The organism is Streptomyces sp. NPDC102259, from assembly GCF_044766465.1.
Taxonomy (GTDB): Bacteria; Actinomycetota; Actinomycetes; order Streptomycetales; family Streptomycetaceae; genus Streptomyces.
In genome coordinates this window covers 73,549-95,088 of the sequence record NZ_JBIWMA010000006.1, presented here as the reverse complement: position 1 = coordinate 95,088, position 21,540 = coordinate 73,549, and the positions used below count along the sequence as shown (strand labels likewise).

Sequence of the window (21,540 nt, the reverse complement as noted above, 5' to 3'; positions counted from 1 at the left end):
GCCGAAGGGGACTTCAAGGGCTGGTGCTGCTGGGCGCCGTGCTGGTCCTGCTCCTCCTCGGCGGCGGGCCGGCCTCGGCGCACGCGGCCCTCCGCGGTGCCGATCCCGCCGACGGAAGCGTCGTCAAGACGGCCCCCGACGCCATCACTCTCACCTTCACCGAGTCCGTAGGCCTGCTCGACGACTCCTTCCGCGTCTTCGACCCCGACAACCGGCGGGTCGACACGGGCGAGGCGGGCCACGCGGACGGCCGCGCCGACACCGCGCGGATCAAGCTCCCCGCGAAGCTCGGCACCGGCACGTTCACGGTGGCCTGGCGCGTGGTGTCGGCGGACAGCCACCCGATCGCCGGCGCCTTCACCTTCTCGGTGGGCACACCCTCCGCGACCCCGCCCGCCCTGCCCGGCACCTCCGTGGAGAACCCGGCCACCGAAGGCCTCTTCAACATCGGCCGCTACCTCGCCTACCTCGCCGCGGCGCTCCTCATCGGCACGGCCGCCTTCATCGCCGTCTGCCGCCCGCCGGACGTCCGGCCGCTGCGCAGGCTGCTGCTGGCCGGCGGGTGGGCGCTGGCCGGATCGACGGTCTTCCTGCTGCTGCTCCGCGGCCCCTACGAGGCCGGCACCGGCCCCGCGCAGGCCCTGGACCCGTCGGGTCTGACCCGCACTCTGGGCACCCGGCCGGGCCTGGCCCTGGTGGCGCGTCTCGCGCTGCTCGCGGCGGCCGCGGCCTTTCTCCTGTGGCAGCGGAAGGTCCTCCGCGAGGGGGAGCGGGAGCAGCCCTCCCGCGTGGCGCCGGCGGTCGGCGCCGCGCTGGCCGTGGGCCTGGCCCTGACCTGGGCCGCCGCCGAACACGCGTCGGCAGGCATCCAGGTCCCGGCGGCGATGACGTCCACGGTGCTGCACCTGCTGGCGATGGCGGTGTGGCTGGGCGGCCTCGCGGCCCTGCTCACCCTGTTCTACCGCGCGTCCGTCCCCTCGCGCGTGGTCGGCCGTTTCTCGCAGCTGGCGGGCCTCTCGGTGACCGTCCTGGTGGTGACGGGCGTCTACCAGTCCTGGCGTGGCCTCGGCTCCGTGTCCGCGCTGACGGACACCACATACGGGCGGGTCCTGCTGGCCAAGCTGGCCGCGGTGACGCTGCTGCTGCTGGCGGGGGCCCGGTCGCGGCGGACGGTGACCAGGGAAAGGACGGCGAGGAGCATGACGGTGGAGACCGCCGAAAAGCAGGAGGCACAGGAGACACGGGAGGCACAGGAGACACGGGAGGCGCGGGTGCCGGAGCCGGTGGGCGCCCGGGCCGAAAGCGCGGCGGAGGCCCTGGCGGGAGCCCGGTCGGACGGCTCGGTCGACGCCCCCGTCGACGCCCCCGTCGATGCCCCGGTGGGTGGCCCGGTCGACGCCCCGGTGGGCGGCCCGCGGCTGCCCGAGAAGCCCCGGCCGCCGGCCGGCGCGACCCTCACCCCGGCCGAGGACGCCCAACGCCGGGCGCTGCGCCGCTCCGTGCTGGCCGAGGTCGTCGTCTCCGTCGTCGTCCTCGTCTTCACGACCGTTCTGACGGGCACCCTGCCCGGCCGGGCGGCGGCCGAGGCGGCGACGGCGGAGCAGACCGCCGGGCTGCCCGTGGCCTCCGTGACCACCGTCCCCTTCGTCATCGGCTCCGGCGATCCCGGCGTTCGCGGCGTCAGCGGCCAGGTGCAGGTCACCCTGGATCCGGGCCGGGTCGGCGACAGCGGACTCCAGGCCGTGGTCTACGGCCCCGACGGCGGCTTCGTCAGCATCCCCGAGCTGCGCATCTCCTTCAGCCTGCCCGGCCAGGACATCGGCCCTCTCGACGCCAAGGTCACCGACCGGGGCGGCTACTGGGCCGCCGACGCGGTCAACCTGCCGATGCCCGGCACCTGGGAGATGAAGGTGACGGTACGAGTGTCGGAGACCGACCAGGTGAGCGAGTCGAAGCCGGTGGAGATCGTGCGCTGAGACAGGGGCCGCCCTTCGCCGGGCGGCCGGTCAGCGGATCGGGTCGGGAGTGGCGTGACGGGCCGCGAGGGCACGTTCCTCCTCCTCGAGCCGGCGGGAGCACCGGGCGTCCGGATCGTAGGCGACGGCCGTGCTCACACAGGTGCAGAACACCCGGGCGTCGCGGGTGACGCGGCTGGTGACGCGGAAGGTCGAGCGGCGCAGGTCACCGATGGTCGTGGTGATGGTGACCGGCTCCGGCTGCAGGACGAGGGGTTCCGTGTAGTCGAGTTCGTGGCGTGCGTAGACGAACCTCGGGCGGATCTCCTGCCCGGGCAGTCCGGGGCGCAGATAGAACATGTCCATGTGGGCGTCCTGGATCATCTCCAGCAGCCGGACGTTGTTCACATGGTTCATGGAGTCCAGGTCGCTCATGCGTACCTGGCGGAGATAGAGGTGCGGCCGGCAGTCGGGCACCTCGAGGGGCGGGCGCCCTGTGCTGGGGCGGCGGATGTCGGACGCCAGGGCGTGGGTCAGGGTCAAGATGTCACTCCTCGGAACATCGGAACAGGGGTCCCGGCCTCCTGGCCGGTACGCGGTACCGGTGCCGGGGCTACAGGGACTGCGGGCCTACAGGGCCCGCTCGATCAGGTCGGCCGCGGCCCCCGCCCCGCCGGCCGCCGCGATCTCCCGGCGCATGGCGGACAGGCCCGCGCGGATGTCCCGGTCGGACGAGACGCGCAGGACGGCCTCGCGCAGCGCCTCGGGGGTGACGCTCTCGCGCGGCAGGTGGACGCCCAGCCGGAGGCGTTCGATCTGGGCGGCGTTCACCCGCTGCTCGGCCATCTGCGGGACCGCCACCAGCGGGACGCCGTAGTGCAGGGCCTCCATCGTGCCGCCCATTCCGGCGTGGGTGACGAAGGCGTCCGCGTGCGCGAGCACCGCCAGCTGGGGAACGTGGGAGTGGACCTCGACGTTGGCGGGCAGCGGCCCCAGCCCGTCCGTCGGGACGGCGCCGACGGACATGACCACATGCCAGGGCAGCTCGGCGAACGCCTGGACGCAGGACCGGTAGAACTCCGGCCGCCGGGTGAACTGGGAGCCCAGCGAGACCAGCAGGACGGGCAGGTCGGGCCGCGGCGGCTGCCAGGAACCCTGGTAGGAGCGGTCCCCGAGCGCCGGTCCGACGTACGCGACGCGCTGTGCCGCGACGGTGTCCGCCCTGCGCTGGAAGGCCCGGGGGAAGAACGCGACGGCGTGTTCGGGCCGTACGAGGTCCTGGATCCGCGCGGCTTCGATCCCGTGGTCCGCGAAGGCGGCCGCCAGTCGCGCGAAGCCCGGCAGCTGCGGGAGGCCGGGCACGCCGAAGAACTCGGGGACGATGCCGTCGTAGGCGAGGTGGGTGGGCGACGCCACGACGGTCGGCACCTGCCACCGTGCCCCCAGCAGCAGGCCCGCGAAGGCGTAGATGTCGCACAGCACCAGGTCCGGACGGTCCTTGCCGAACGCCCGGGTCAGGGCGGGCAGGGCCGCCAGCGCCACCTCGACGACCCGCGCGAACCCCTCGCCCATGTCCTCCGGCGCGTCCGAGCCGTCCCCCGCGTCCGGGTAGAGCACGGGCTCGGCACCGGCCGCCTTCACCTGGTGCATGAAGTCCTCGGTGACGGCGTAGCTGACCCGGTGCCCCCGCCGGACGAGCTCCTCGACGACCCCCAGGGTCGGATTCACGTGCCCGTGCATCGGAACGTTGAACACGGCGATGTGCGCGGGATTCGGATGAGTACCAGGCACGACACACAACTCCTGTCCGGCACGGAGCCGGGGCGGGGGACTCGGGAACGGGGCGCCCGAACGGCGGACGCGGAGTCCCGATTAAAGGCGCACCGACACCGTTCGTGACCGCAAACCTGCGGCAGTGTCACCCCATCAGGGAGCCTCCACGGCCGCGCGTTGACACCTGCGGAACACCTGAGAGGTACCTGGCGGGACGACCGGTGACGCGGCGGACGTGACCGCCGGTCCGATCGGCCGTTGGGGGTACAGGACGTCGTCCCCCAGCAGCCGGCCCACGACAGGACCGGCCCACGACACGGACGGCCCACGACAGGAGCAGTCTCATGCCCGGATCGCATCTGCCCTTGATGGAAGAGGGGATGGCCCGCTGGCCGTTCGGCCCGCCCAACGCCGGGATCGCCCTGGACCTCGCGGGCGCCCCGCCGTCGTTGGACGAGCTGCGGGCGTTGGTCGAGGAACGCTGGAAGGCGCTGCCCAGGCTCACCCAGACCCTGGTAGCTCCCGGCGGCGCCCGGACGGGCCTGGGCTGGTGGACCGGCCGGCACCGCTGGGCGCGGCGGGACGGCCACGACCTGGCCCAGCAGATCGACAGCGCGGACCTCACCCTCCGGGACGCGGTCCGCCAGTGGTTCCACACCCCGTTCCCGGCCGACCGGCCGCCATGGAGCCTCCACCTGCTGCGCGGGGCGACGGACGGGGAGTTCTCCCTGCTGTTCCGGATGCACCACAGCCTGCTCGACGGCCGTTCCCTGACGACCCTGCTGCGCGCCCTCTTCGACGACGGCGGGCCGCTGGACGGCGCCGCGTCCCTGGCGGTGCCCGGCCCCCGGCGCCGGACGGTCCGCCCCGGCCCCACGGGGGGCGGCCCGCCGGGTCTGCTCACCACGGGCCGCGCGGTGCCCCTGCCGCACCGGGGCCCGCGGGAGCCCGCGTACACCGTCGTACGGCTGCGCGCCGACCTGCTGCGGGCCGCGCGCGCGGCCGTCTCCGTGGGAGCGGGGGGTTCCGCGCGCCCGGCGACCACCAACGAGGTGTTCCTGGCGACGGTCTCCGGAGTCCTGCGCGCCTGTCTGGCGGCCTCAGATCCCGATTCCGCCTCCCCGCCTGCCTCCCCGCCCGCCTCCGTCGGCGGTGACCGGGACCCGGATGCGAGGCAGGTGTGGCTGTCGGTCCCGGTCGACGAACGGCCCGACGACTGCGCCGAGTTCCTCGGCAACGCGTTCGCCAACGTGCGGGTCCCCGCCCCGGTGACGCTCGCCGACCCGGCGGCCCGGCTGACCGCGTGCACCGGTCTGCTGACCACGGTCACCCGGCCCCGGCGCACCGCCGAGAAGCTGGTCGAGGGCACGCTCTCGGCGATCCCCGGAGCGGCCCTGGCGCTGGCCGGCGGAAAGATCTTCGCGCCCGCGTACGCGCCGGCGGCCTGCTCCTACGTCCATCTGCGCGAGCAGGGCCAGACCCTGGCCGGACGACCGCTGCGCCACCTCACCATCGTCCCCATGGTGCCCCCGGCCGACACGGCCACCTTCGCGCTGGGCGGCTGCACCAAGGGCCACACGCTGAGCGTCGCCACCAACTCGGGCAGCCAGGACGCGGGCCTGCTGGCGGAGGCGTTCCTCGACGAGCTGACGCAGCTCGCCGAGGGCGCCCGCTGACCCGCCGGTTCCGCGCATGTCGAAGGGCCCCACAGTGAACGGTGGGGCCCTTCGACATGCGCGGAACCGGGACGGCGCGCGACCGCCGACTAGCCCGCCTGGCGCCGAGCCGCACCCGTGCCCGAGAGGGATGCCTGGGCATCCTCGATCAGGAAGATCTCGTCCTCCCCGAAGTCCGGGGCCTGGAAGGGGTTGGTCGTCGGAGGCGGCGATGCCGCGGTGGCATAGCGAGTCGCCCCTTCCGGAGCGGAGAACAGCGAGGTCGGTTCGATGAGAGGTCTCCCATTCGTTACAGGGCCGTGGAGGGACCTGGCGTGCCGTTACCGGGCACAGCGGCGGTCCTACAGCTTGCTCATCTTGGTGTACGGGCTCAGGATCCGCATTTGCGCCGAACCGAAATCCACGAGTGCCGCGATTCCGTCCTCGATGCCGATCACACGCCCGAGGCCGTACATGTCGTGCGTGACCTGGTCGCCCACCTCGAAGTGCTTGGGGGACGGCGCGGCCGGGGCCTTGAAGGGACTGGTGGGCAAGTAACGCTTCGGTGCCGATGGCTTTGTCATTGCCTCCAGTATGGGCCTGGATGCGCCGCTCGTAGCGGCCGTCTTTCTCCGCTGTTCGTCACAGACCCGCACGGCGATCACCGCTTCGGCCGGAACGCGGGCAGCCATGCGCCTCTGACCTGGGGCTTCGCCGCCAAGCCCAGCGAAGCGCCCCCGGCACCCCAGCACAGACCGTTACCTTCGGATCCGCACTTCGCGGCCCCTGGATCTCCGGCGCGCGACGACATCCGGTGCGTGGCGGGTCGGCGAGGCCCGGATTTCCCGTCCGGCTCAGTGCCCGCCCGTGCGGACGCAGGCGGGCACCGTGTCTTCGGGGTGCTCCGGGACGGGAGGCGGGAGCGGTGGCCGACCCCGCGCTGTGATGTGGGTCTCATCTGGCGGAGGCGTGATGGCCCGTGATGGCGCGGTGAAAAATATGATCGAAAAGTATGACCCCCTGACGTAGCGTCACTGCGGCTCGCCGGACTGCCCGAGCAGGTACACACAGGGGTAACGATGCGCCACAAGACTGCGGCCTTGGCCGCGACGGTTCTTCTCGCCGCCGGGGCACTCGCCAACGCGACGTCGGCGTCGGCGACCGTCGATCCGCCCAGCGGTGGTTGGGACCACACGTGGACCACCTCGGACTCCAACCCGGGTGGCACGGCCTACATCGCCGAGTACGGCGACATCGTCTCGGTCTGCGACACGGACGCCGACGGACTTTCACCCCGGGTCCAGATCGCCGTCCAGTACCCGAGCGGCGCGTATCACATCCGCTACACGCTCACCGCCTCGGGCGGAGAGGGCGCATGCGCCTCGGCACGTGCTTCGCAGGGGGGCATCTACGACCTCCCCGAGGACACCTCGATCAGCGTCGCGGTCTGGCTGGGCCCGGACTACGCCAACGGGACCACGCACTACTACCTCAACGACCACTAGCCGGCGCGGGACGCACAGGGGCGCTTCCGCGGGGGCGGAAGCGCCCCTGTGCGTCTGCGCCGCAGAACGAAGAGGGCGGCCTCCCGCGGGGGGCCGCCCTCTCGACAACGACGAAGGGCCCCACCTTGCGGTGGGGCCCTTCGACATCGTGCCCGGTGAGGCACTGGCGGAGGATACGAGATTCGAACTCGTGAGGGGTTGCCCCCAACACGCTTTCCAACTGTCCGCTCGGCCGTACGGGGGCGTTCGTGGGGGTTCAATCGGCAGGTCAGATGGGGTGCGCGTACGACGGTGAACGGTGGCGGCCGTCAGTGCACTGGACAAAGACCAGGACAACGAAGGGTGTCGAACGGAACGAGGAGGGCGGAAGCCGAGACGGGCGCGGCCTCGCTTGGAGGCCGCGCCCGTCTTCTGTTGGTGCCGCATAGGCCAATAGGGGGAATTGCTGGGCCCCCTTGCCGCCGCATGGGCTCGCACGGAGAAACATCTCCACAGATCATCCCCCTATTTCCAACACTCGGGATCGCCATGAACAAGGCTCAGCTCGTAGAAGCGATTGCCGACAAGCTGGGTGGCCGTCAGCAGGCCGCTGACGCTGTCGACGCGGTTCTGGACGCGATCGTCCGCGCGACGGTCGCCGGGGAGCGGGTTTCGGTCACCGGTTTCGGTTCGTTCGAGAAGGTCGACCGGCCGGCCCGTTACGCCCGCAACCCCCAGACGGGCGAGCGGGTTCGGGTCAAGAAGACCTCCGTTCCGCGCTTCCGTGCGGGCCAGGGCTTCAAGGACCTGGTGAGCGGGTCGAAGAAGCTGCCGCGTGGTGGCGAGGTCGCTGTCAAGAAGGCGCCCAAGGGCAGTCTGACCGGTGGTGCCGCGACGACGGTCAAGACGGCCGCCGCCAAGAAGACCACCAAGGCGGCCGCGAAGAAGACCACGGCGAGGAAGGCGGCGCCAGCGAAGAAGACCACCAAGGCGGCTGCGAAGAAGACGAGCACTGCCGCCAAGAAGACGACTGCCAAAAAGACGACTGCCAAGAAGGCGACCTCCAAGAAGGCTGCAGCGAAGAAATCCACGGCCAGGAAGACTACGGCCAGGAAGAGCGCCACAACAAAAAAGGGAAATGGTGGCGGAACGGGACCCTAGGTAGAAACCCAGAAGCGGCTGGAGGTAGGTGGCATGAACCTTGAAACGGGACGCGATGCGTACTATAAGGCCGCCGACGCCGTAAACCAGCAGGTGCGCCAATTGGCACTGGCTGGAATTGCCGTTGTGTGGCTTCTGGCTGGCGGACTGCAATCGTCAAAGATCAACCTCAACGACACACTGCTGGCGGCTGGAATCTGCCTGATCTCTGCCCTGGCCCTGGACCTCCTTCATTTCGTCTTCAAGACAGCCACGTTCGCCATTTGGGTCCGCGTCAAGGAAGTTGAGAAGAGGGGGAACGATAAGGGGAAGAATGTCGACAAGGAGGATATCGGAGACGCCCCTGACTTTATCCTCCCTACCCTATGGGTGCTTTTCTATCTAAAGGTTGCTGCAATCGGGGCGGCGTATGGGTTGATTTTCAGTGACATGATCTCCCGGATCCACGTCTCCTAGGGAGGGAGGAATTCCGGCTTCTCCCTGCCCAGCTCTTGCAGGTGGTTCAGGTAGTCCTGCGCTGCCGGTTCCTTGCTATAGCGCTGCCTCATGACGGCCGCGAGTTCTCGGCTCGTCATGATGAGGGACGGGACGGACTGCCGGTCACCCTGTAGTGCTCGCTCGCCAACTGTGCGTCTTTGCGTTCGGTGACGTTCGTAGACGTTCGCACCGCAGGTCAGAGGCGCTAGACGTACGTTGGCGAACGGGGGTGACCGTCAGCGCACTGGACACGAATCTGGACAACGAAGGCCAACCTCGGAGAACCCATCGAGCAGCGGCGATCACCTCGCCCAATGCGCTGATAGCTCGGTTGCCTCGGAGGTGCTTACAGCCATCGCTGAGCACCACGTACTTCTGCGGCATCGAGACGCTTATTTGATGCACGCAAATCGCTCACCTGATGAGGCGAGGGTTCAGTAGAGCGAATTGGATGGTATTTGCGTGCCAACAGCAAGGAACTCCAGTGAACGAGTCTAAACCCTCCTCGGTTACACAGCCGAAGGCATCCCAGGAGGAGACGGGTGAAGCTTCGACGTCTCGAGCGTGGCAGCGCCGGTCGCTAACACTCATTGGTTGCCTGGCGCGAGGTGTCGCGCAGCACGTTGGTGTCATTACGGTTGGCCTTCTTGTGGGGTGGTGGGACGGCCATCGCTAGCGTGCTCGGCTAAGTCAGCCCCGCCAGCCGCCTTACGGACAGTTGGCGGGGCGGGTGCCGGCGGGAGTCCTCCACTGGTCTTGACGTCGCGGTTGAGCGCGTCGCCGCCGGGTGGGTGCGCCGTGAGAGGCGGCAAGGGACTGTGCGTAGGGCGGGACATCCGCAGTCGGCTTGCGGGTGTCCCGCCCGCAACACTTCGCACCAGGCGTTTGAGGGGTCTTATGGAGCCTCGGGCCCCGCTGACCTCTCGGCAGGTGTTGTCGTCTTCGCGGCCCTCTGGGTAAGCGGCACGACTGTCGCCGCAACACCCATGGCTGTTCCAATCGGAGCAGCAAGATCTGGGATCACGAAGACCACCGCGCCCGCCATGGACGCCAATCCAGCGACGAAGAAAACTGCCACAGTTCGGCGGTTCCTCCATGACGTGCCTGGTCGCACAAGTCGCGACTGAGTCGCAGGTCCGGGGTCGCCTCTGAGGTATTCCCGTTCGATGGGTAATGTCATTACTGACCTTTCTCTGCCAAGGGACTAGGTCAGCCCGCCCTCGCGCTCAAGGGGCAACCGTGAGCGAGGGCGGGCACAGCATCAGTGTGCCTTGACAGTTCACCCCACCGGCCTCACGGAACTCAGGTCGTGTAACCGGAATGGCATCTATTCCTTTTCGATTGTAAACCTCTCTGTAAAACGGGGTTGTTCGGGAAACCCCTGAACAGGATGCCGTCTCTGGCGTAACCCATATTCCATGGCGTTGCAATGGGATATGGGCGCGTAGTGGCGCGACGTGCTTGGTAGTGCCGAGGCTGCCTTGGTCGGGGGCCCATTGCTGCGCAATGGGATATGGGTTACGCACGGGAAGCCCTGAACGCTGCAACGAGCGGGTGTCCTTCCCGGGGCGCGGTGAGTTGCCCGCGCATAGAGGTCCCGGCGGTCCCTGATGCGGCCCGGGTCCGCTAGCAAGTGACGTATCTCACATGACCGGCGCCTGTGCGGCGGTGCTCAAGCCGCCAAGCGGGTTAGACGGAGGCGTTAGCCGGGGCGCGCCCCACCGCGAGTAGATGGGAGCTAGCGGCGAGCAGTTCCGGGTACGGCTCAGCCATCCGCGCGGCTGCCATGGCGGAAGCGATCAAATCGTCGGTGGGCCCGTCGCCTGGCTGCTGCTCGACAGCCTTGACGAGTGACCACGCAGGACCCTCGATGCCGAAAACCTCCACTTCAGTGAGACCTGCTTCCCGCAGCTCATCCGCCAGTTCCTCGGCGCGGTGGAAGTAGGCGAGGGTGAAGTGATCGCCGTCGTGTACAGCTGTGCGAAGGATTTTCGACACCGGCCCCTGCATGCGCTCTGTGTGCAAGTGCGCGTACGTGACGTGCTCGAACAGGGAGGCGTAGCGGTTGATCGCTGCTGCGACCACGAGTCCACCTGGCCTGACCACGCGCCGTGCTTCAGCGAGCGCCGTGCGGCGGTCATCCGCATCGGGCAGGTGATACAGCGGGCCAAGTAGTTGGACGACGTCGTAACTGCCATCACCCGCCTCCAACGCGCGAGCGTCTCCGAGTGACGCTGAGCAGATGGCGGATGCCTGCTCAACATGGCGAGCGACAGGGTCCACTAGAGACACCGCGTACCCGTCCTTGACCAGCCATTCGGCGTGCACTCCAGTCCCGCCGCCTACGTCGAGCACACGAGCGGGTGCCGGCGGCAAGAAGCGGCGCAGGAGTTCCTTGGTTCGAGCCAGCTCCAGGCGACCATCCGCCGAGCGGTGCAGGCGCCTGCTCTCGTCAACGGTCTCGCCGTAAAACTGCAGGACAGAGGGTGCCAATTCGGGATTCGACATAACGGCAGTATCCTGTGTACCGGTGGACCAGTCCAGCACCCTAGAGGGGAAGCCATGGCGCTACTGAAGTACGAGGAGATCGCGGAGTCGCTGCGTTCCCGGATTGCCGCCGGCGAGTTCGGCCCCGGCGAGACCCTGCCGTCTGGGCGCGACCTGGCCGAACAGTGGTCGGTGTCGCGCGCGACAACCGTCAAGGCTCTGGATGTGCTGCGGAACGACGGCGTTGTCATCGCCAAGCAGGGGACGGGCTTCGTCGTCGCGGAGACGCCTGTTGCGCGGCCTGCGGGGGCGCGGCGAGCAGGATCCGCCCGGATTGCCGGCGGCATGCCGTTCCTGCGTGTGGGTGAGCCGGACTGGGCAGAACCGCCTCCGCGTGTGGCGGCCGTGCTCGGCATGGACCCGGGCGTCTCTACGCTGCGACGTATCCGGGTCCTCCAACTTCCCGACGGGAGTCCGCACAGCTATGCGGAAGCGTGGTTCCCGCCAGACATCGCAGAAGCCTCGCCGCGACTCGCTCAGACCGCACCGATCCCGGAGGGTACGACTCGGTACGTGCGGCGTCAGACTGGCCGTTTCCCCGCCGAGGGAACGGATGTGACTACGGTTCGCTTGGCCAATGAGTCCGAAGCTCACCACCTTGGATTGTCCGAACCGACGGCGGTTGCCGTGATCCTGCACACCGCTTACGACCAAGAGGGTCGCCCGCTGGTGTGTGAGGAAGGCGTCACACCCTCCCCTCACTTCGAACAGGTGGAGACCTATGCGATGTAGGCCAGAGAGTCTCTTAGGGAAGCTGGACCGGTCCGCCGGTCCAGCTTTTTTGTTCCCTTACATCCCGCTTGAGCAGCGCAAATAGTCAACTCGCCAATCTGCACGCGAACTTGGGGCTTGACTGGACCGGTCCACCGGTCCAGTCTATGGATGTGCCCGGAGGAAAGCCCCCGCAAGGGGGTGAGTACGAAGTGAGCGCGCATTGATTGAGAACTCAACAGCGTGTTTTTTGACGGGGGTTGACCCCGTCCCCGTGGCGGCCGGGTGACGACCGTCGGCCCCGGCATCTAGCCGTGAGGGCGCGGGATCGAATCCCGCCCGGGGCGCTGGGCCCACCGCATTACGCGGGGCCCTCATTCCGGTGCGGCGGCACTCCCGGACAGGACAGCCCACCGCCCGGTCTCTCTCCCGACGTAGCAAGAGGAGACATCCACCATGCGCATGCGCAACTTTGTCGCCGGCCAGGAAGCGCACGGCGACTTCGAGTTCGCGGAACTGGCGATCGGCATCGACGTGGACCTGTTCCGGGGCCCGTTGGAGTCCGAGACGGACGACGAGCGGGCCGCCCGCGAGGACGCGGCCCGTGACGTCCTCGCCGACCTGCGGGATCAGGCGGAGGCCGGTGACGAGATCGCTGGTTGGGACGCCCTGTATGCGGACGCGTTGACCCGCACGGTGCCGTTCCTGCGCGCCGCTCGCGGTCACCGCACCGAGGCGGGGGAAGCGGCATGAACGCGACCCGCAAGCCCCTGACCCGGGTTCAGATCGGTGTGCTGGCTGCCGCGTTCGTACCAATGCTCGCCACCGGCGTGGTCGGCGGTATCGGCACCTACAGCAACATCGGTCACGCCTATGGCAAGGGGACCGCGCTCGGTGCCCTCGGTGCCGGTGAGGGCGCAACGGCCGTGCTCGCCCTGGTCCTGCTGGGCTTGACCATGCTGGGCCAGTCCTCGCCGCGCGTCGTGCGGGCCGGGTTGTGGGTGCTGCCGGCCGCCGCCGCCGTCATGGGAGCGATGGCCGCCCCGGACCCGGGCCGCACGGTCGTCTACGCGCTGACCCCGATGGGCATGTCCGTCTCGGCCGAGGGCATGGCGTTCCTCGCCCGCCGGATCGTCGTGCACACCGACGGCCGCGACGCGGAGAACGAGCGGCGCACCGCCGACATCGTCCAGGCCCTCGCCTACCACCGGGCGCGTGCCGCTCACCACCCGAGCGATCGGGTCAAGAAGTGGTCGGAGCGCAAGTCGTGGCGCCTGGCCCGCAAGGTCGGGGTCGGGGACACGGCGCTCGGATCGAGGCTGCTGGACGTCCAGCGCGACCGGATCACCGACGGCGCGGATGCCGCGCTCGCGTCGATGTTCACCCCGGCCGCACTCGACTCTACTCCGGTCACAAATGCGGAGGAATCGACTGCAAGCAGTCGAGAACGGTCTACCGCTGACCTGCCCGTATCGAGCGGGCCCACGGTCGTGCTGACGCGGCTTGCGGTGCCCGATCCGGTACCGGTCGACCTTGGCAAGGCAGGCGTCGGCATGAAGCCGATGCCCGCTGTCGCGCCGGCGGTGAAGCCCGTCCCCATCGCCCCGGCCCGGTCGCTGCCGGCCGCGTCGAGCGGATCGCGTCGGGCGACGGGCCGTGTCCCGGTCGCCGCGAAGTCGACCCGCACCCGCCGCACTCCCGAACAGCTCATGGCGGAAGCACGGAAGGCGACGGCGGGACTTCCGGACGGGGAGGTGACGGGGGAGGGCATCCGCCGGGCCCTGCGCACCTCGCCGGCGAACGCCCGCATGCTGCGTGACGCCGTGCTCGCCGAACGCGCCGCCACGGCGGTGACGCCGTGAGCAGCCTCGCCGCGCTCTTACCGGCCCTGCCTGCCCTCGGGTGGGCGGTGCACGCCCGGTGGCTGCACAGTCGGCTGACCGTCGCTCGCCGTGACCCGCTCACCGGGCTGTGGACGCGGGATGCGTTCACCCGGCGGGCCCGCCGTCTGCTGCGCGACCCGCGTGCCGTGGTCGTGCTCGCGGACGTCGACCACTTCAAGCAGATCAACGACACCCACGGCCACGCGGCCGGTGACGTGCTGCTCGCCACGGTCGCCGCCCGCCTCGCCCACGGCACCACCCCCGGCGGGGTCGTGGGGCGGCTCGGTGGGGATGAGTTCGCCGCCGTGGTCGTCGACCGCGACGGCTCGATGCCCGACCGGCTTCACATCCTCGCCCGCGTCCTCGCCCGCCCCGTCGACACCGCCCCCGACGTGCACACCACGGTGTCGCTGGGATGGGTACGGGCCGCCGACCACTCGGGCGAGGACCTGTCCGCGCTGCTGCGCCGTGCTGATGAGGCCATGTACGCGGCCAAGCGGTCCGGCCGGTCCGGGCCCCGGCGGGCCCGTCTCGGGCGGCTGCTGGGGTCGGTGGCCGGTCGCCGTTCCGGACGGCGCGGCGCGGCATGAGCACGCTGCCGGTCTTCCGGTGGCACCTCGCCCCGGACGGCTACGCCACCCGCCGCCAACTGAGGGCCCGTGACCTGCGTCCCGGCGGGCAAGGGGTGGCCGCTCAGCTCGAACGGCCGCGCCGCCGACGCGGGCCGCTGGTCGCCTACCTGTACCGCGTCGACCTGGCCAAGCCGGTACGCCCGATGACGCCCGCCCGGCGGGCGGCTCTGGCCAAGGCCAACACCGCCCGCCGCACCTGCCCCGAGTGCCGCACCGACGCCGGATACGTCATCCCGCCGTCCCTCGGCATGTGCGTGCCCTGCGCCTACCCCGAAGAACAGCGCCACCCCTGAACACCTCGCCGCCGGGCCCGGCCGCCCGCCTCCACAGCAACCGGCCGGGCCCTTCCACTCCCTTGAAGGAGCGCAGTACATCGTGACCGAGAACCCGACGTTCCCGCCCCCGAACGACCCGGACAACAAGCCTGAGGAGCGGACGGCCGACGTCCTGCCGTTCCCGCTGGAAAAGACCACCCCGCCCGCCGCCCCGGTGATTCCGGCGCCGGCCGCACCCGCAGAGGTGAAGGCCGGTGCGTGGGAGGCCGAACTCCCCGACACCGACGACCCGGAAGCCGAGGGACTGGCCGAGGGCGCCCCGGTCGACCCGCCCCGCGAGGTGTATCCGCCGTCGGTGACGGAGTGGATGCAGGAGCGGGACAAGGCCCGCCTGCCGGTGCTGCCGGACTGGGTGAAGCTTCCCGACCAGCGCACGGCTGTCCGCAAGTGGGCCGTCCGCCACTACTCCACCGTGGCCGGCTACCACGCCGTGCGCCTGCCGTGCGTGTACACGCCCAAGCTGCTCGCCTACAGCCCCCGCGGCGCCTGGCGCTGGTCGACGGCCGTCGGCCGGTGGGTGTTCGACAGCGAGGGCAAGGGCCTGCGCCTCGCGGCCGTGGCCGCCGAGGACGCCGGCGGGTACCTGAAGCTGTCCCGGCAGCGCAACGACCGCGTCCGCCTGCGCGGCATCATCGCGGCGGTGGGCGGGTTCGTCGGGCTGGTGGCCGTGCTCGTCGTGTACTTCATGGCGCCCTCGTGGGTGGTCCTGCTGTCCGTGGCCGCACTGACCACCGCCCTCGGACTGTCCGGGGCGCCGGCGGACCGGCCGCTCATCGACCGTGCGAAGGTGACGTTCCGCAAGCGCAAGCTGTCCTCCGACATCGTGGTCCGCGCGCACGACGCGGCAAGCCTCACCACCAAGAGCCAGTCCATTGCCTTCCCGCGTCCGATCGGGCGGGACGGCGACGGGTGGCGAGTGGTGGTCGACCTCCCGTACGGCAAGACGTTCGAGGACGCCGTCAAGGCGCACTCCCGCCTCGCCTCCGGCATGGACATCGCCCCCACCCAACTCTTCCTGGACAAGGACGAGACGAGCGGGCGGCGGGTGTCGTACTGGATCGCCGACCGTGACCCGCTCGCCGTCCCGGCCGGCCGCACGCCGCTGCTCGGGGCGACCCGGGTGGACTTCTGGAAGCCGTTCCCGTGGGGTGTCGACGAGCGCGGCAACCCGGTCATGGCGTCGATGCTGTGGCTGTCGCTGCTGGTCGGTGCCGTGCCCCGGCAGGGCAAGACGTTCTCCGCCCGCACGATCGCGCTCGCCGCCGCGCTGGACCCGCACGTGCGGCTGATCGTGTTCGACGGGAAGGCGTCGCCGGACTGGCGCGCGTTCACCAAGGTCGCGCACCGCATCGGGTTCGGCATCGTGCCCCGCAACGGCGTCGACCCCGTCGAGCACCTCATCAACGCCCTGATGGAACTCAAGGCGGACGTCGAGGACCGCTACCACCGGCTGTCCGAACTCCCCCTGCACATCTGTCCCGAGGGCAAGCTGACCCCGGAGATCAGCCGGGACCGGAAGCTGAACATGCCCCTCACGCTGGTCGTCGTGGACGAGGTGCAGGAGTACTTGCAGCACCCCGTGCACGGCAAGACGGTGCTGGAGCTGCTCGTCTATCTCACCCGCGTCGCGCCCGCGGTCGGTGTCTCGGTCATGAACTCCACGCAGAAGCCGGACGACACCGCCTGCCCGTCGGTGCTGCGTGACCAGCACCAGGGCCGGTTCTCCCTGCGGGTCGGCTCCTGGCAGGTCTCCGATGTCGTCCTCGGCGCCGGCTCCTACAGCGAGGGCCTGGACGCCTCCAAGCTGCTGAAGTCCCACAAGGGCGTCGGCATCCTCAAGGGCATGTCGGACGACTCCGGGATCGTGCGCACCTACCTCGCCGACGGCCGCGACGCCGACACCGTCCTCACCCGCGCCCGCACCCTGCGCGAGAAGGAAGGAACGCTGACCGGTGACGCGGCCGGCGAGACCACCAGCAAGCGCGGCGCCGACGCGATCCTCGGCGACGTCGCCGCCGTCCTCGGCCGGCGTGAGGACAAGGTGTGGTCCGAGACCATCGTCGACCGCCTCGCCGAACTCAACGCGGACGTCTACGGGGAGTGGGCCGCGCTGGAGGGCCGCGCCAAGGCCGACCAGCTGGCCGCCGCGCTCAAGCCCTACGGCGTCAAGACGGACCAGGTGTGGGGCAAGACCGACACGGGCAAGGGCGCCAACCGGCGCGGCATCGAGCGTCAGCACATCATCGACGCCGTCACGGAGCGCAACAAGAAGCGGGCCGAGAAGTAGCCGCGAAACGTCGCTAGGTCTAGCAAGCCGCGTCGCTAGACCTAGCAACCTCGCTAGCGACCAAAACCGCCCCTGATCAGCCTGCTAGCACCTAGCGGGTGACCTGCGGAAACCCTCCAAACCCCTCCCGGAGCCCCTTCATGGCCCTCTCGCTCCTCGCTAGCGCCTGCCTACTCGCCGTCACGTTGTGTTACAGCGTTCGGTGCTGGCTCCAGCCGTTCGGGCCCTGCCGCAAGTGCGACGGCATGGGCCACGCCCTCACCTACGACCGCAAGGGCAAGCCCAAGCGCGGCAAGGACTGCCGCCGCTGCCACGGCCACGGCATCCGCATACGGGTCGGCCGCCACCTCTGGAACGTCTGGACCCGCACCCGTCGCGCCGGCATCCGCTGACCTGAGGAAGGACCCACACCCACCATGACCAACCACCAGCACCACCCCGCCGTCCGGGCGGCTGTGGACGTCCACCGGCCCACCCCCCTCGCCCCCGCCGTGCCGTACGCGGCGCCTCTCGTGCCGGTGCAGCCCGGCACGGTCCCGGCGGTCGCGTCCGTGGTCCTGCCGGACGGGCGGGTTGTCACCGGCTACGCCGTCAACCCCGTGCAGCCCGAACCGCTCGCCGCCAAGCCGGCCGTGTCCCGGACGGCGGTGAACGTCGCCCTCGGAGGCGTCGGGTTCCTCGCCGTGTGCGGGGGGCTGCTGATGCTGACCACGTTCATCACCGCGCTGGCCACGCTCGTCACCCAGCTCATCACGCTGGCCGCCGTCATCTTCGGCGGATGGGTCGCCGTGCAGATCTTCAGCGGGCGCGGTCACGGTGGCGGGACGACGGTCAACATCCGCAAGGCCGTGATCAAGCGCAACCGCTTCTACCAGTAGTTACGCCCGTGGGCGGCAGCACTCCCGGACAAGGACAGCCCGCCGCCCACGGTCTCCGATCCCGACGTAGCAGAACAGGAGACCTACAGCATGACCGAACAGCGCACTATCGGCGAGGGTCCTTTAACCCTGGCCACCCGATCGGGGCGGGGGCTGCCCCGGCCGCGACTGCTGGATCTGTACTGCTGCCAGGGCGGGGCCGCCATGGGCTACCACCTCGCCGGGTTCGACGTCGTGGGCGTCGACATCACCCCGCAGCCCCGCTACCCCTTCACCTTCGTTCAGGCGGACGCGGTCGCCTTCATCCGCGAACACGGCGCCGGGTTCGACTTCATCCACGCGTCCCCGCCGTGCCAGCACGACAGTGAGTGCCAGCGCATCCAGGGCAACGCCCACCCGGACCTGATTGCCCCAACCCGCACCGCACTGGAGTCGACCGGGCGGCCGTGGGTGATGGAGAACGTGCGGGGTGCGGTGCCAAAGCTGAACAGCCCGGTGATGCTGTGCGGCACCATCTTCGGCCTGGAGAACTACCGTCACCGGTTCTTCGAGCCGGGCGGCGGCTTCACCCTCGCCCAGCCCGTCCACGCGGCGCACCTGGTGCCGCAGGCCAAGATGGGCCGACCCGTCCCGCCCGGCCACTACGGCCAGTTCGTCGGGAACTTCTCCGGCGTCGCCCTGGCCAGGCGGGTGCTGGGAGTGCCGTGGATGAACCGTGACGGCATCCGCGAGTGCATCCCGCCCGCCTACACCGAATGGATCGCCACTCAGTTCCTTGCCCAGCAAGGGAGGGCCGCCGCATGACCATCACACCCGAACCCCTGCACGTGGCCCTCGCCCTCGCGGCGGCCAGCGTCCCGGCACTGCCCCTGAGGCAGGGCAAGGCTCCGTTTGGGAACTGCCGCGCCTGCAAGGAGAGTGCCTGCGGTGACCGGCCCAACATGAAAGCCGCGGGCGCCTGCCGGTGCCCTGCGCCCTGCCACGGATGGGCCGCCGCGACCACAGACCCGCACGTGCTCACCTCGCCCGCATGGGCCCCGGCATGGCGTCACGCCGTGGCGGTCGCCTACCACCCCGGCGGGGCCGGGGTGACCGTGGTCGACCTGGACAACGCAGCGGCGGTCGCCTGGGCCCGCGCGACCCTGCCCGCCACGCGCACAGTGCAGACGACCCGGGGGCAGCACTGGATCTATCGGGGCACCATGCGCTCGTCCAACGCCGTCCGGCCGGGCGTGGACGTCAAATCCCTGATGCAGTACGCCCGTTGGCTCGGGCCCGGGGCCGGCCGCATGGTCGACCTGCCGACGGCCGTGCGCGCCCTTGCGGTGAAGGAAGACACCAATCCCGCGCGCAGCGAGTTGGTCTCTTCTCTCCCGGCATGCGCCACCTGGGACCGGACGGTGGCCGCCGGGTGCCGCCACACCGAGCGCTACGTGCGCACCGGCCTGGAGCGCGGCCTCGCCCTGGTGCGGGCCCGTACCGAATCCGGTGCCGGATCACAGGCGTTCGGCGTCGCCCGCTTCCTTGCCGCCCAGCACGCCCGGTGCCCGGGCCCGTGCGGACTGGACGTGATCGGGGAGGAGATCGTGGCTGCCGCCGTCTCGGTGGGCGTCCCGGAGAGCTACGGCCGCCGCGCGGTCGCCAACGGGCTTGAGGCTGTCTCAGGTCGTGCAGCATGAGCAATGCATCTGATAACCCCGCAAACGGCCGTCAGGGCGCCGCCCAGGGCCCGCCATGGCCGTCCGGGGGCGAACCGAAGGATGCCGCCCGTCAGGGCGTCCGAATCGCTGTTCGCTCTGACCCGGGCACGGTCACCGTCACCGGCATCCAACCGGGCCTTGAGATCCGGTGCGAGGGCGTGGCCGTCGCGGACTGGCTCTGCGCGTGCGGGCACCACGAGAGGGCCCGGGGCCGTGCCGCCGTCATCGCCCTGCAAGCCCGCGTCATCGTCGGCATCTGCCCCCACACCACCAGCGAAGGGAGGGCAGCCGCATGAATGCACAGCCTGTGGACAATGCCGAACTGTGGGCCGGACTGCCCACCCTGGAAGAACCGCCCGGCGAGGACGGCGCGACGCCGGACGTGTGGGATGACCCCATTCCCCTCACCGGCCGCCGCGAGCTTCCGCCGTTCCCCGCCCACGTCTTCCCCACCTGGCTGGAGGAGTTCGTGGCGGCCGTCGCGGAAGAGACGCAGACCCCGGTGGATCTCGCCGGATCGGTCGCCCTCGCTGTGCTCGCCACGGCCGCCGGCGGCCGGTCCGTGGTCCAGGTGCGCGGCAACTGGCGTGAGCCCACCAACCTCTACACCGTGGTGGCGCTCCCGCCCGGCAACCGCAAGACAGCCGTCTTCACACTGCTGACGGATCCCCTGTACGAGGCCGAGGAACAGCTCAAGGCGGCGATGCGGCCGGTCATCGTGGAAGCGGAGCTGACGGCGCGGCTGGCCCAGGAGACGGCGGACAAGGCCGCCGCCAAGGCCGCGTCCGCCGACGCGGACAAGCGGCAGGAGATGGTGGCCACCGCCGTCGGTCTCGCGCAGACCGCCGACACCCTCACCGTCCCCGCCGAACCCGTGCTGCTGGCCGACGACTCCACACCCGAGACGGTCACCTCGCTCATGGCCGAGCAGGGCGGCCGGCTGTCGGTGATGAGCGACGAGGGAGGCATCTTCGACATCATCGCCGGCCGCTACTCGGGAAGCCCCAACATGGAAGTCTTCCTGAAAGGGCACGCCGGGGGCCGTCTCCGGGTCAACCGGCAGACCCGCCGCGAGTACATCGACGCCCCGGCGCTGACCATGGGACTGGCCGTGCAACCCGAGGTGCTCCAGGCCATCGGGAAGATCAAGGGAGCCAAGGGGCGCGGACTGCTGGGCCGCTTCCTGTACTCCCTGCCCAAGTCGACGGTCGGCTACCGCAAGACCATCACCGACCCGGTCCCCGAACAGACGGCCGCCACATACAAGGCACGGGTCATCGACTTGACCCTGTCCCTCGCCGGATGGACGGACCCGGCACTCATCCAGCTCAGCCCCGAAGCCGACACCGTCCTGATTGCCTATCAGGACCGGGTCGAACCCCAGCTCCAGGCACGCGGCGGGAAGCTGGGCGACATCACCGACTGGGCCGGGAAACTCGCCGGCGCGACCGCCCGCATGGCCGCGCTACTGCACCTCGCCGAACACGGCGGCAACGGCTACGCCCACCCCGTCACCGCCGCCACCATGACGGCGGCGATCGAGCTGGGGGAGTACTACACCACCCACGCCCTCGCCGTGTTCGACGCCATGGGCGCCGACCCCACCGTGGCCCGTGCCCGCAGCGTGCTGGACGCCATGAGGGACAACCGGTGGCAGGACGTCAGTCGGCGGGACGTCTTCACCGTCTTGTCTCGCAGCGAGGTGCCTACCGTCGCCGACCTGGAACCCGCCCTCGCGCTGCTGGAGGACCACGGATACCTGCGCTCTTACCAACCCGAGCGCACCGGAAAGCGAGGCAGGCCCCCCGCGCCCCGCCTACGCGCACACCCCGCCCTGCACGACGGCGGCCGGTGACCCTCGGCCGCGCCCTCAACCCCTCCCGCACAAACCGCAAAATCCGCAGAAAACCCTGAACACCCCGCTGACCTGCGGCGGGCCCCCGACCCACACCGGCCAGAGGGCCCGCCGCACAATCCCGCGATATTCCGCAAAAAAGCCGAGCACCGTCCTCGCCACCGGGACCGGTCAACGGCCGCCCCTGATTTTTGCGGAATATAGCGG

The 21,540-nt window shown here is 70.2% G+C and carries 20 protein-coding genes; 16 read left to right on the top strand and 4 right to left on the bottom strand.

Annotated features, from left to right (window positions below; translation table 11 throughout):
• Positions 1-23 precede the first annotated feature (23 nt).
• The gene (locus tag ACIRPU_RS16790; RefSeq protein ID WP_403867970.1) at positions 24-1,976 is read left to right on the top strand and encodes a copper resistance CopC/CopD family protein; all 1,953 of its coding nucleotides are present in this window, start codon (positions 24-26) and stop codon (positions 1,974-1,976) included.
• A gap of 30 nt (positions 1,977-2,006) precedes the next feature.
• On the opposite strand, the gene ACIRPU_RS16785 is transcribed toward ACIRPU_RS16790, so the two are convergent.
• Positions 2,007-2,498 (bottom strand): acyl-CoA thioesterase, encoded by a 492-nt coding sequence (locus ACIRPU_RS16785; protein WP_403867397.1) that lies wholly within the window; start codon positions 2,496-2,498, stop codon positions 2,007-2,009.
• An 87-nt stretch (positions 2,499-2,585) separates the two neighbouring features.
• Positions 2,586-3,746, bottom strand: coding sequence for a macrolide family glycosyltransferase (locus tag ACIRPU_RS16780; protein WP_403867394.1), 1,161 nt, complete (start codon positions 3,744-3,746; stop codon positions 2,586-2,588).
• 326 nt (positions 3,747-4,072) lie between these two features.
• Between ACIRPU_RS16780 and ACIRPU_RS16775 the strand changes: the two genes are divergently transcribed.
• On the top strand, positions 4,073-5,404 hold the full coding sequence (locus ACIRPU_RS16775) for a wax ester/triacylglycerol synthase domain-containing protein (protein ID WP_403867391.1): 1,332 nt from the start codon (positions 4,073-4,075) through the stop codon (positions 5,402-5,404).
• Between the two features lie 341 nt (positions 5,405-5,745).
• Here ACIRPU_RS16775 and ACIRPU_RS16770 read toward each other — a convergent pair whose 3' ends face one another.
• On the bottom strand, positions 5,746-5,967 hold the full coding sequence (locus ACIRPU_RS16770) for a hypothetical protein (RefSeq protein WP_028807083.1): 222 nt from the start codon (positions 5,965-5,967) through the stop codon (positions 5,746-5,748).
• A gap of 495 nt (positions 5,968-6,462) precedes the next feature.
• On the opposite strand from ACIRPU_RS16770, the gene ACIRPU_RS16765 reads away from it, so the two are divergent.
• From ACIRPU_RS16765 to ACIRPU_RS16755, 3 genes are all read left to right on the top strand, one after another.
• Complete coding sequence (locus tag ACIRPU_RS16765; RefSeq protein ID WP_403867388.1) at positions 6,463-6,888, top strand: hypothetical protein; 426 nt, start codon at positions 6,463-6,465, stop codon at positions 6,886-6,888.
• A 528-nt stretch (positions 6,889-7,416) separates the two neighbouring features.
• Positions 7,417-8,028, top strand: a complete 612-nt coding sequence (locus ACIRPU_RS16760; RefSeq protein ID WP_403867385.1) for an HU family DNA-binding protein — start codon at positions 7,417-7,419, stop codon at positions 8,026-8,028.
• Positions 8,029-8,061: 33 nt separating this feature from the next.
• Complete coding sequence (locus ACIRPU_RS16755; protein WP_403867381.1) at positions 8,062-8,484, top strand: hypothetical protein; 423 nt, start codon at positions 8,062-8,064, stop codon at positions 8,482-8,484.
• 1,710 nt (positions 8,485-10,194) lie between these two features.
• Here ACIRPU_RS16755 and ACIRPU_RS16750 read toward each other — a convergent pair.
• A complete protein-coding gene (locus ACIRPU_RS16750) occupies positions 10,195-11,013 on the bottom strand; it encodes a class I SAM-dependent methyltransferase (protein ID WP_403867378.1) in 819 nt (272 codons plus the stop codon).
• A gap of 54 nt (positions 11,014-11,067) precedes the next feature.
• On the opposite strand from ACIRPU_RS16750, the gene ACIRPU_RS16745 reads away from it, so the two are divergent.
• The 11 genes from ACIRPU_RS16745 (at position 11,068) to ACIRPU_RS16695 (ending at position 21,333) form a co-directional block, all read left to right on the top strand.
• Complete coding sequence (locus ACIRPU_RS16745; RefSeq protein ID WP_403867375.1) at positions 11,068-11,784, top strand: GntR family transcriptional regulator; 717 nt, start codon at positions 11,068-11,070, stop codon at positions 11,782-11,784.
• A 441-nt stretch (positions 11,785-12,225) separates the two neighbouring features.
• Positions 12,226-12,516 (top strand): hypothetical protein, encoded by a 291-nt coding sequence (locus ACIRPU_RS16740; protein WP_403867967.1) that lies wholly within the window; start codon positions 12,226-12,228, stop codon positions 12,514-12,516.
• Complete coding sequence (locus ACIRPU_RS16735; RefSeq protein WP_403867372.1) at positions 12,513-13,625, top strand: conjugal transfer protein; 1,113 nt, start codon at positions 12,513-12,515, stop codon at positions 13,623-13,625. The genes ACIRPU_RS16740 and ACIRPU_RS16735 overlap by 4 nt, the downstream gene beginning before the upstream one ends.
• Positions 13,622-14,236, top strand: coding sequence for a GGDEF domain-containing protein (locus tag ACIRPU_RS16730; RefSeq protein WP_403867369.1), 615 nt, complete (start codon positions 13,622-13,624; stop codon positions 14,234-14,236). The genes ACIRPU_RS16735 and ACIRPU_RS16730 overlap by 4 nt, the downstream gene beginning before the upstream one ends.
• Entirely contained in the window at positions 14,233-14,571 is a 339-nt protein-coding gene (locus ACIRPU_RS16725) for an RRQRL motif-containing zinc-binding protein (RefSeq protein ID WP_403867366.1), read from the top strand. The genes ACIRPU_RS16730 and ACIRPU_RS16725 overlap by 4 nt, the downstream gene beginning before the upstream one ends.
• Before the next feature lie 82 nt (positions 14,572-14,653).
• Positions 14,654-16,900 carry a cell division protein FtsK gene (locus ACIRPU_RS16720; RefSeq protein ID WP_403867363.1) on the top strand — a complete coding sequence of 749 codons (2,247 nt, stop codon included), beginning with the start codon at positions 14,654-14,656 and terminating at the stop codon, positions 16,898-16,900.
• 140 nt (positions 16,901-17,040) lie between these two features.
• On the top strand, positions 17,041-17,292 hold the full coding sequence (locus tag ACIRPU_RS16715; protein WP_403867360.1) for a hypothetical protein: 252 nt from the start codon (positions 17,041-17,043) through the stop codon (positions 17,290-17,292).
• Between the two features lie 24 nt (positions 17,293-17,316).
• The gene (locus ACIRPU_RS16710; protein WP_403867357.1) at positions 17,317-17,778 is read left to right on the top strand and encodes a hypothetical protein; all 462 of its coding nucleotides are present in this window, start codon (positions 17,317-17,319) and stop codon (positions 17,776-17,778) included.
• Positions 17,779-17,982: 204 nt separating this feature from the next.
• The gene (locus tag ACIRPU_RS16705) at positions 17,983-18,582 is read left to right on the top strand and encodes an SAM-dependent methyltransferase (protein WP_403867964.1); all 600 of its coding nucleotides are present in this window, start codon (positions 17,983-17,985) and stop codon (positions 18,580-18,582) included.
• Positions 18,579-19,457, top strand: a complete 879-nt coding sequence (locus ACIRPU_RS16700; protein ID WP_403867354.1) for a DNA primase — start codon at positions 18,579-18,581, stop codon at positions 19,455-19,457. Before ACIRPU_RS16705 ends, ACIRPU_RS16700 begins: the two co-directional genes overlap by 4 nt.
• A gap of 328 nt (positions 19,458-19,785) precedes the next feature.
• Complete coding sequence (locus tag ACIRPU_RS16695) at positions 19,786-21,333, top strand: YfjI family protein (RefSeq protein ID WP_403867961.1); 1,548 nt, start codon at positions 19,786-19,788, stop codon at positions 21,331-21,333.
• The last annotated feature ends 207 nt before the right edge of the window (positions 21,334-21,540 follow it).

What these genes read in the sequence shown, in the direction of transcription:
- ACIRPU_RS16770 (WP_028807083.1), bottom strand. Translation starts at nt 5,967, where the DNA reads ATGACAAAGCCATCGGCACCGAAGCGTTACTTGCCCACCAGTCCCTTC.
- ACIRPU_RS16745 (WP_403867375.1), top strand. Translation starts at nt 11,068, where the DNA reads ATGGCGCTACTGAAGTACGAGGAGATCGCGGAGTCGCTGCGTTCCCGG.
- ACIRPU_RS16700 (WP_403867354.1), top strand. Translation starts at nt 18,579, where the DNA reads ATGACCATCACACCCGAACCCCTGCACGTGGCCCTCGCCCTCGCGGCG.
- ACIRPU_RS16775 (WP_403867391.1), top strand. Translation starts at nt 4,073, where the DNA reads ATGCCCGGATCGCATCTGCCCTTGATGGAAGAGGGGATGGCCCGCTGG.
- ACIRPU_RS16740 (WP_403867967.1), top strand. Translation starts at nt 12,226, where the DNA reads ATGCGCAACTTTGTCGCCGGCCAGGAAGCGCACGGCGACTTCGAGTTC.
- ACIRPU_RS16755 (WP_403867381.1), top strand. Translation starts at nt 8,062, where the DNA reads ATGAACCTTGAAACGGGACGCGATGCGTACTATAAGGCCGCCGACGCC.
- ACIRPU_RS16725 (WP_403867366.1), top strand. Translation starts at nt 14,233, where the DNA reads ATGAGCACGCTGCCGGTCTTCCGGTGGCACCTCGCCCCGGACGGCTAC.
- ACIRPU_RS16765 (WP_403867388.1), top strand. Translation starts at nt 6,463, where the DNA reads ATGCGCCACAAGACTGCGGCCTTGGCCGCGACGGTTCTTCTCGCCGCC.
- ACIRPU_RS16710 (WP_403867357.1), top strand. Translation starts at nt 17,317, where the DNA reads ATGACCAACCACCAGCACCACCCCGCCGTCCGGGCGGCTGTGGACGTC.
- ACIRPU_RS16750 (WP_403867378.1), bottom strand. Translation starts at nt 11,013, where the DNA reads ATGTCGAATCCCGAATTGGCACCCTCTGTCCTGCAGTTTTACGGCGAG.
- ACIRPU_RS16715 (WP_403867360.1), top strand. Translation starts at nt 17,041, where the DNA reads ATGGCCCTCTCGCTCCTCGCTAGCGCCTGCCTACTCGCCGTCACGTTG.
- ACIRPU_RS16760 (WP_403867385.1), top strand. Translation starts at nt 7,417, where the DNA reads ATGAACAAGGCTCAGCTCGTAGAAGCGATTGCCGACAAGCTGGGTGGC.
- ACIRPU_RS16735 (WP_403867372.1), top strand. Translation starts at nt 12,513, where the DNA reads ATGAACGCGACCCGCAAGCCCCTGACCCGGGTTCAGATCGGTGTGCTG.
- ACIRPU_RS16705 (WP_403867964.1), top strand. Translation starts at nt 17,983, where the DNA reads ATGGGCTACCACCTCGCCGGGTTCGACGTCGTGGGCGTCGACATCACC.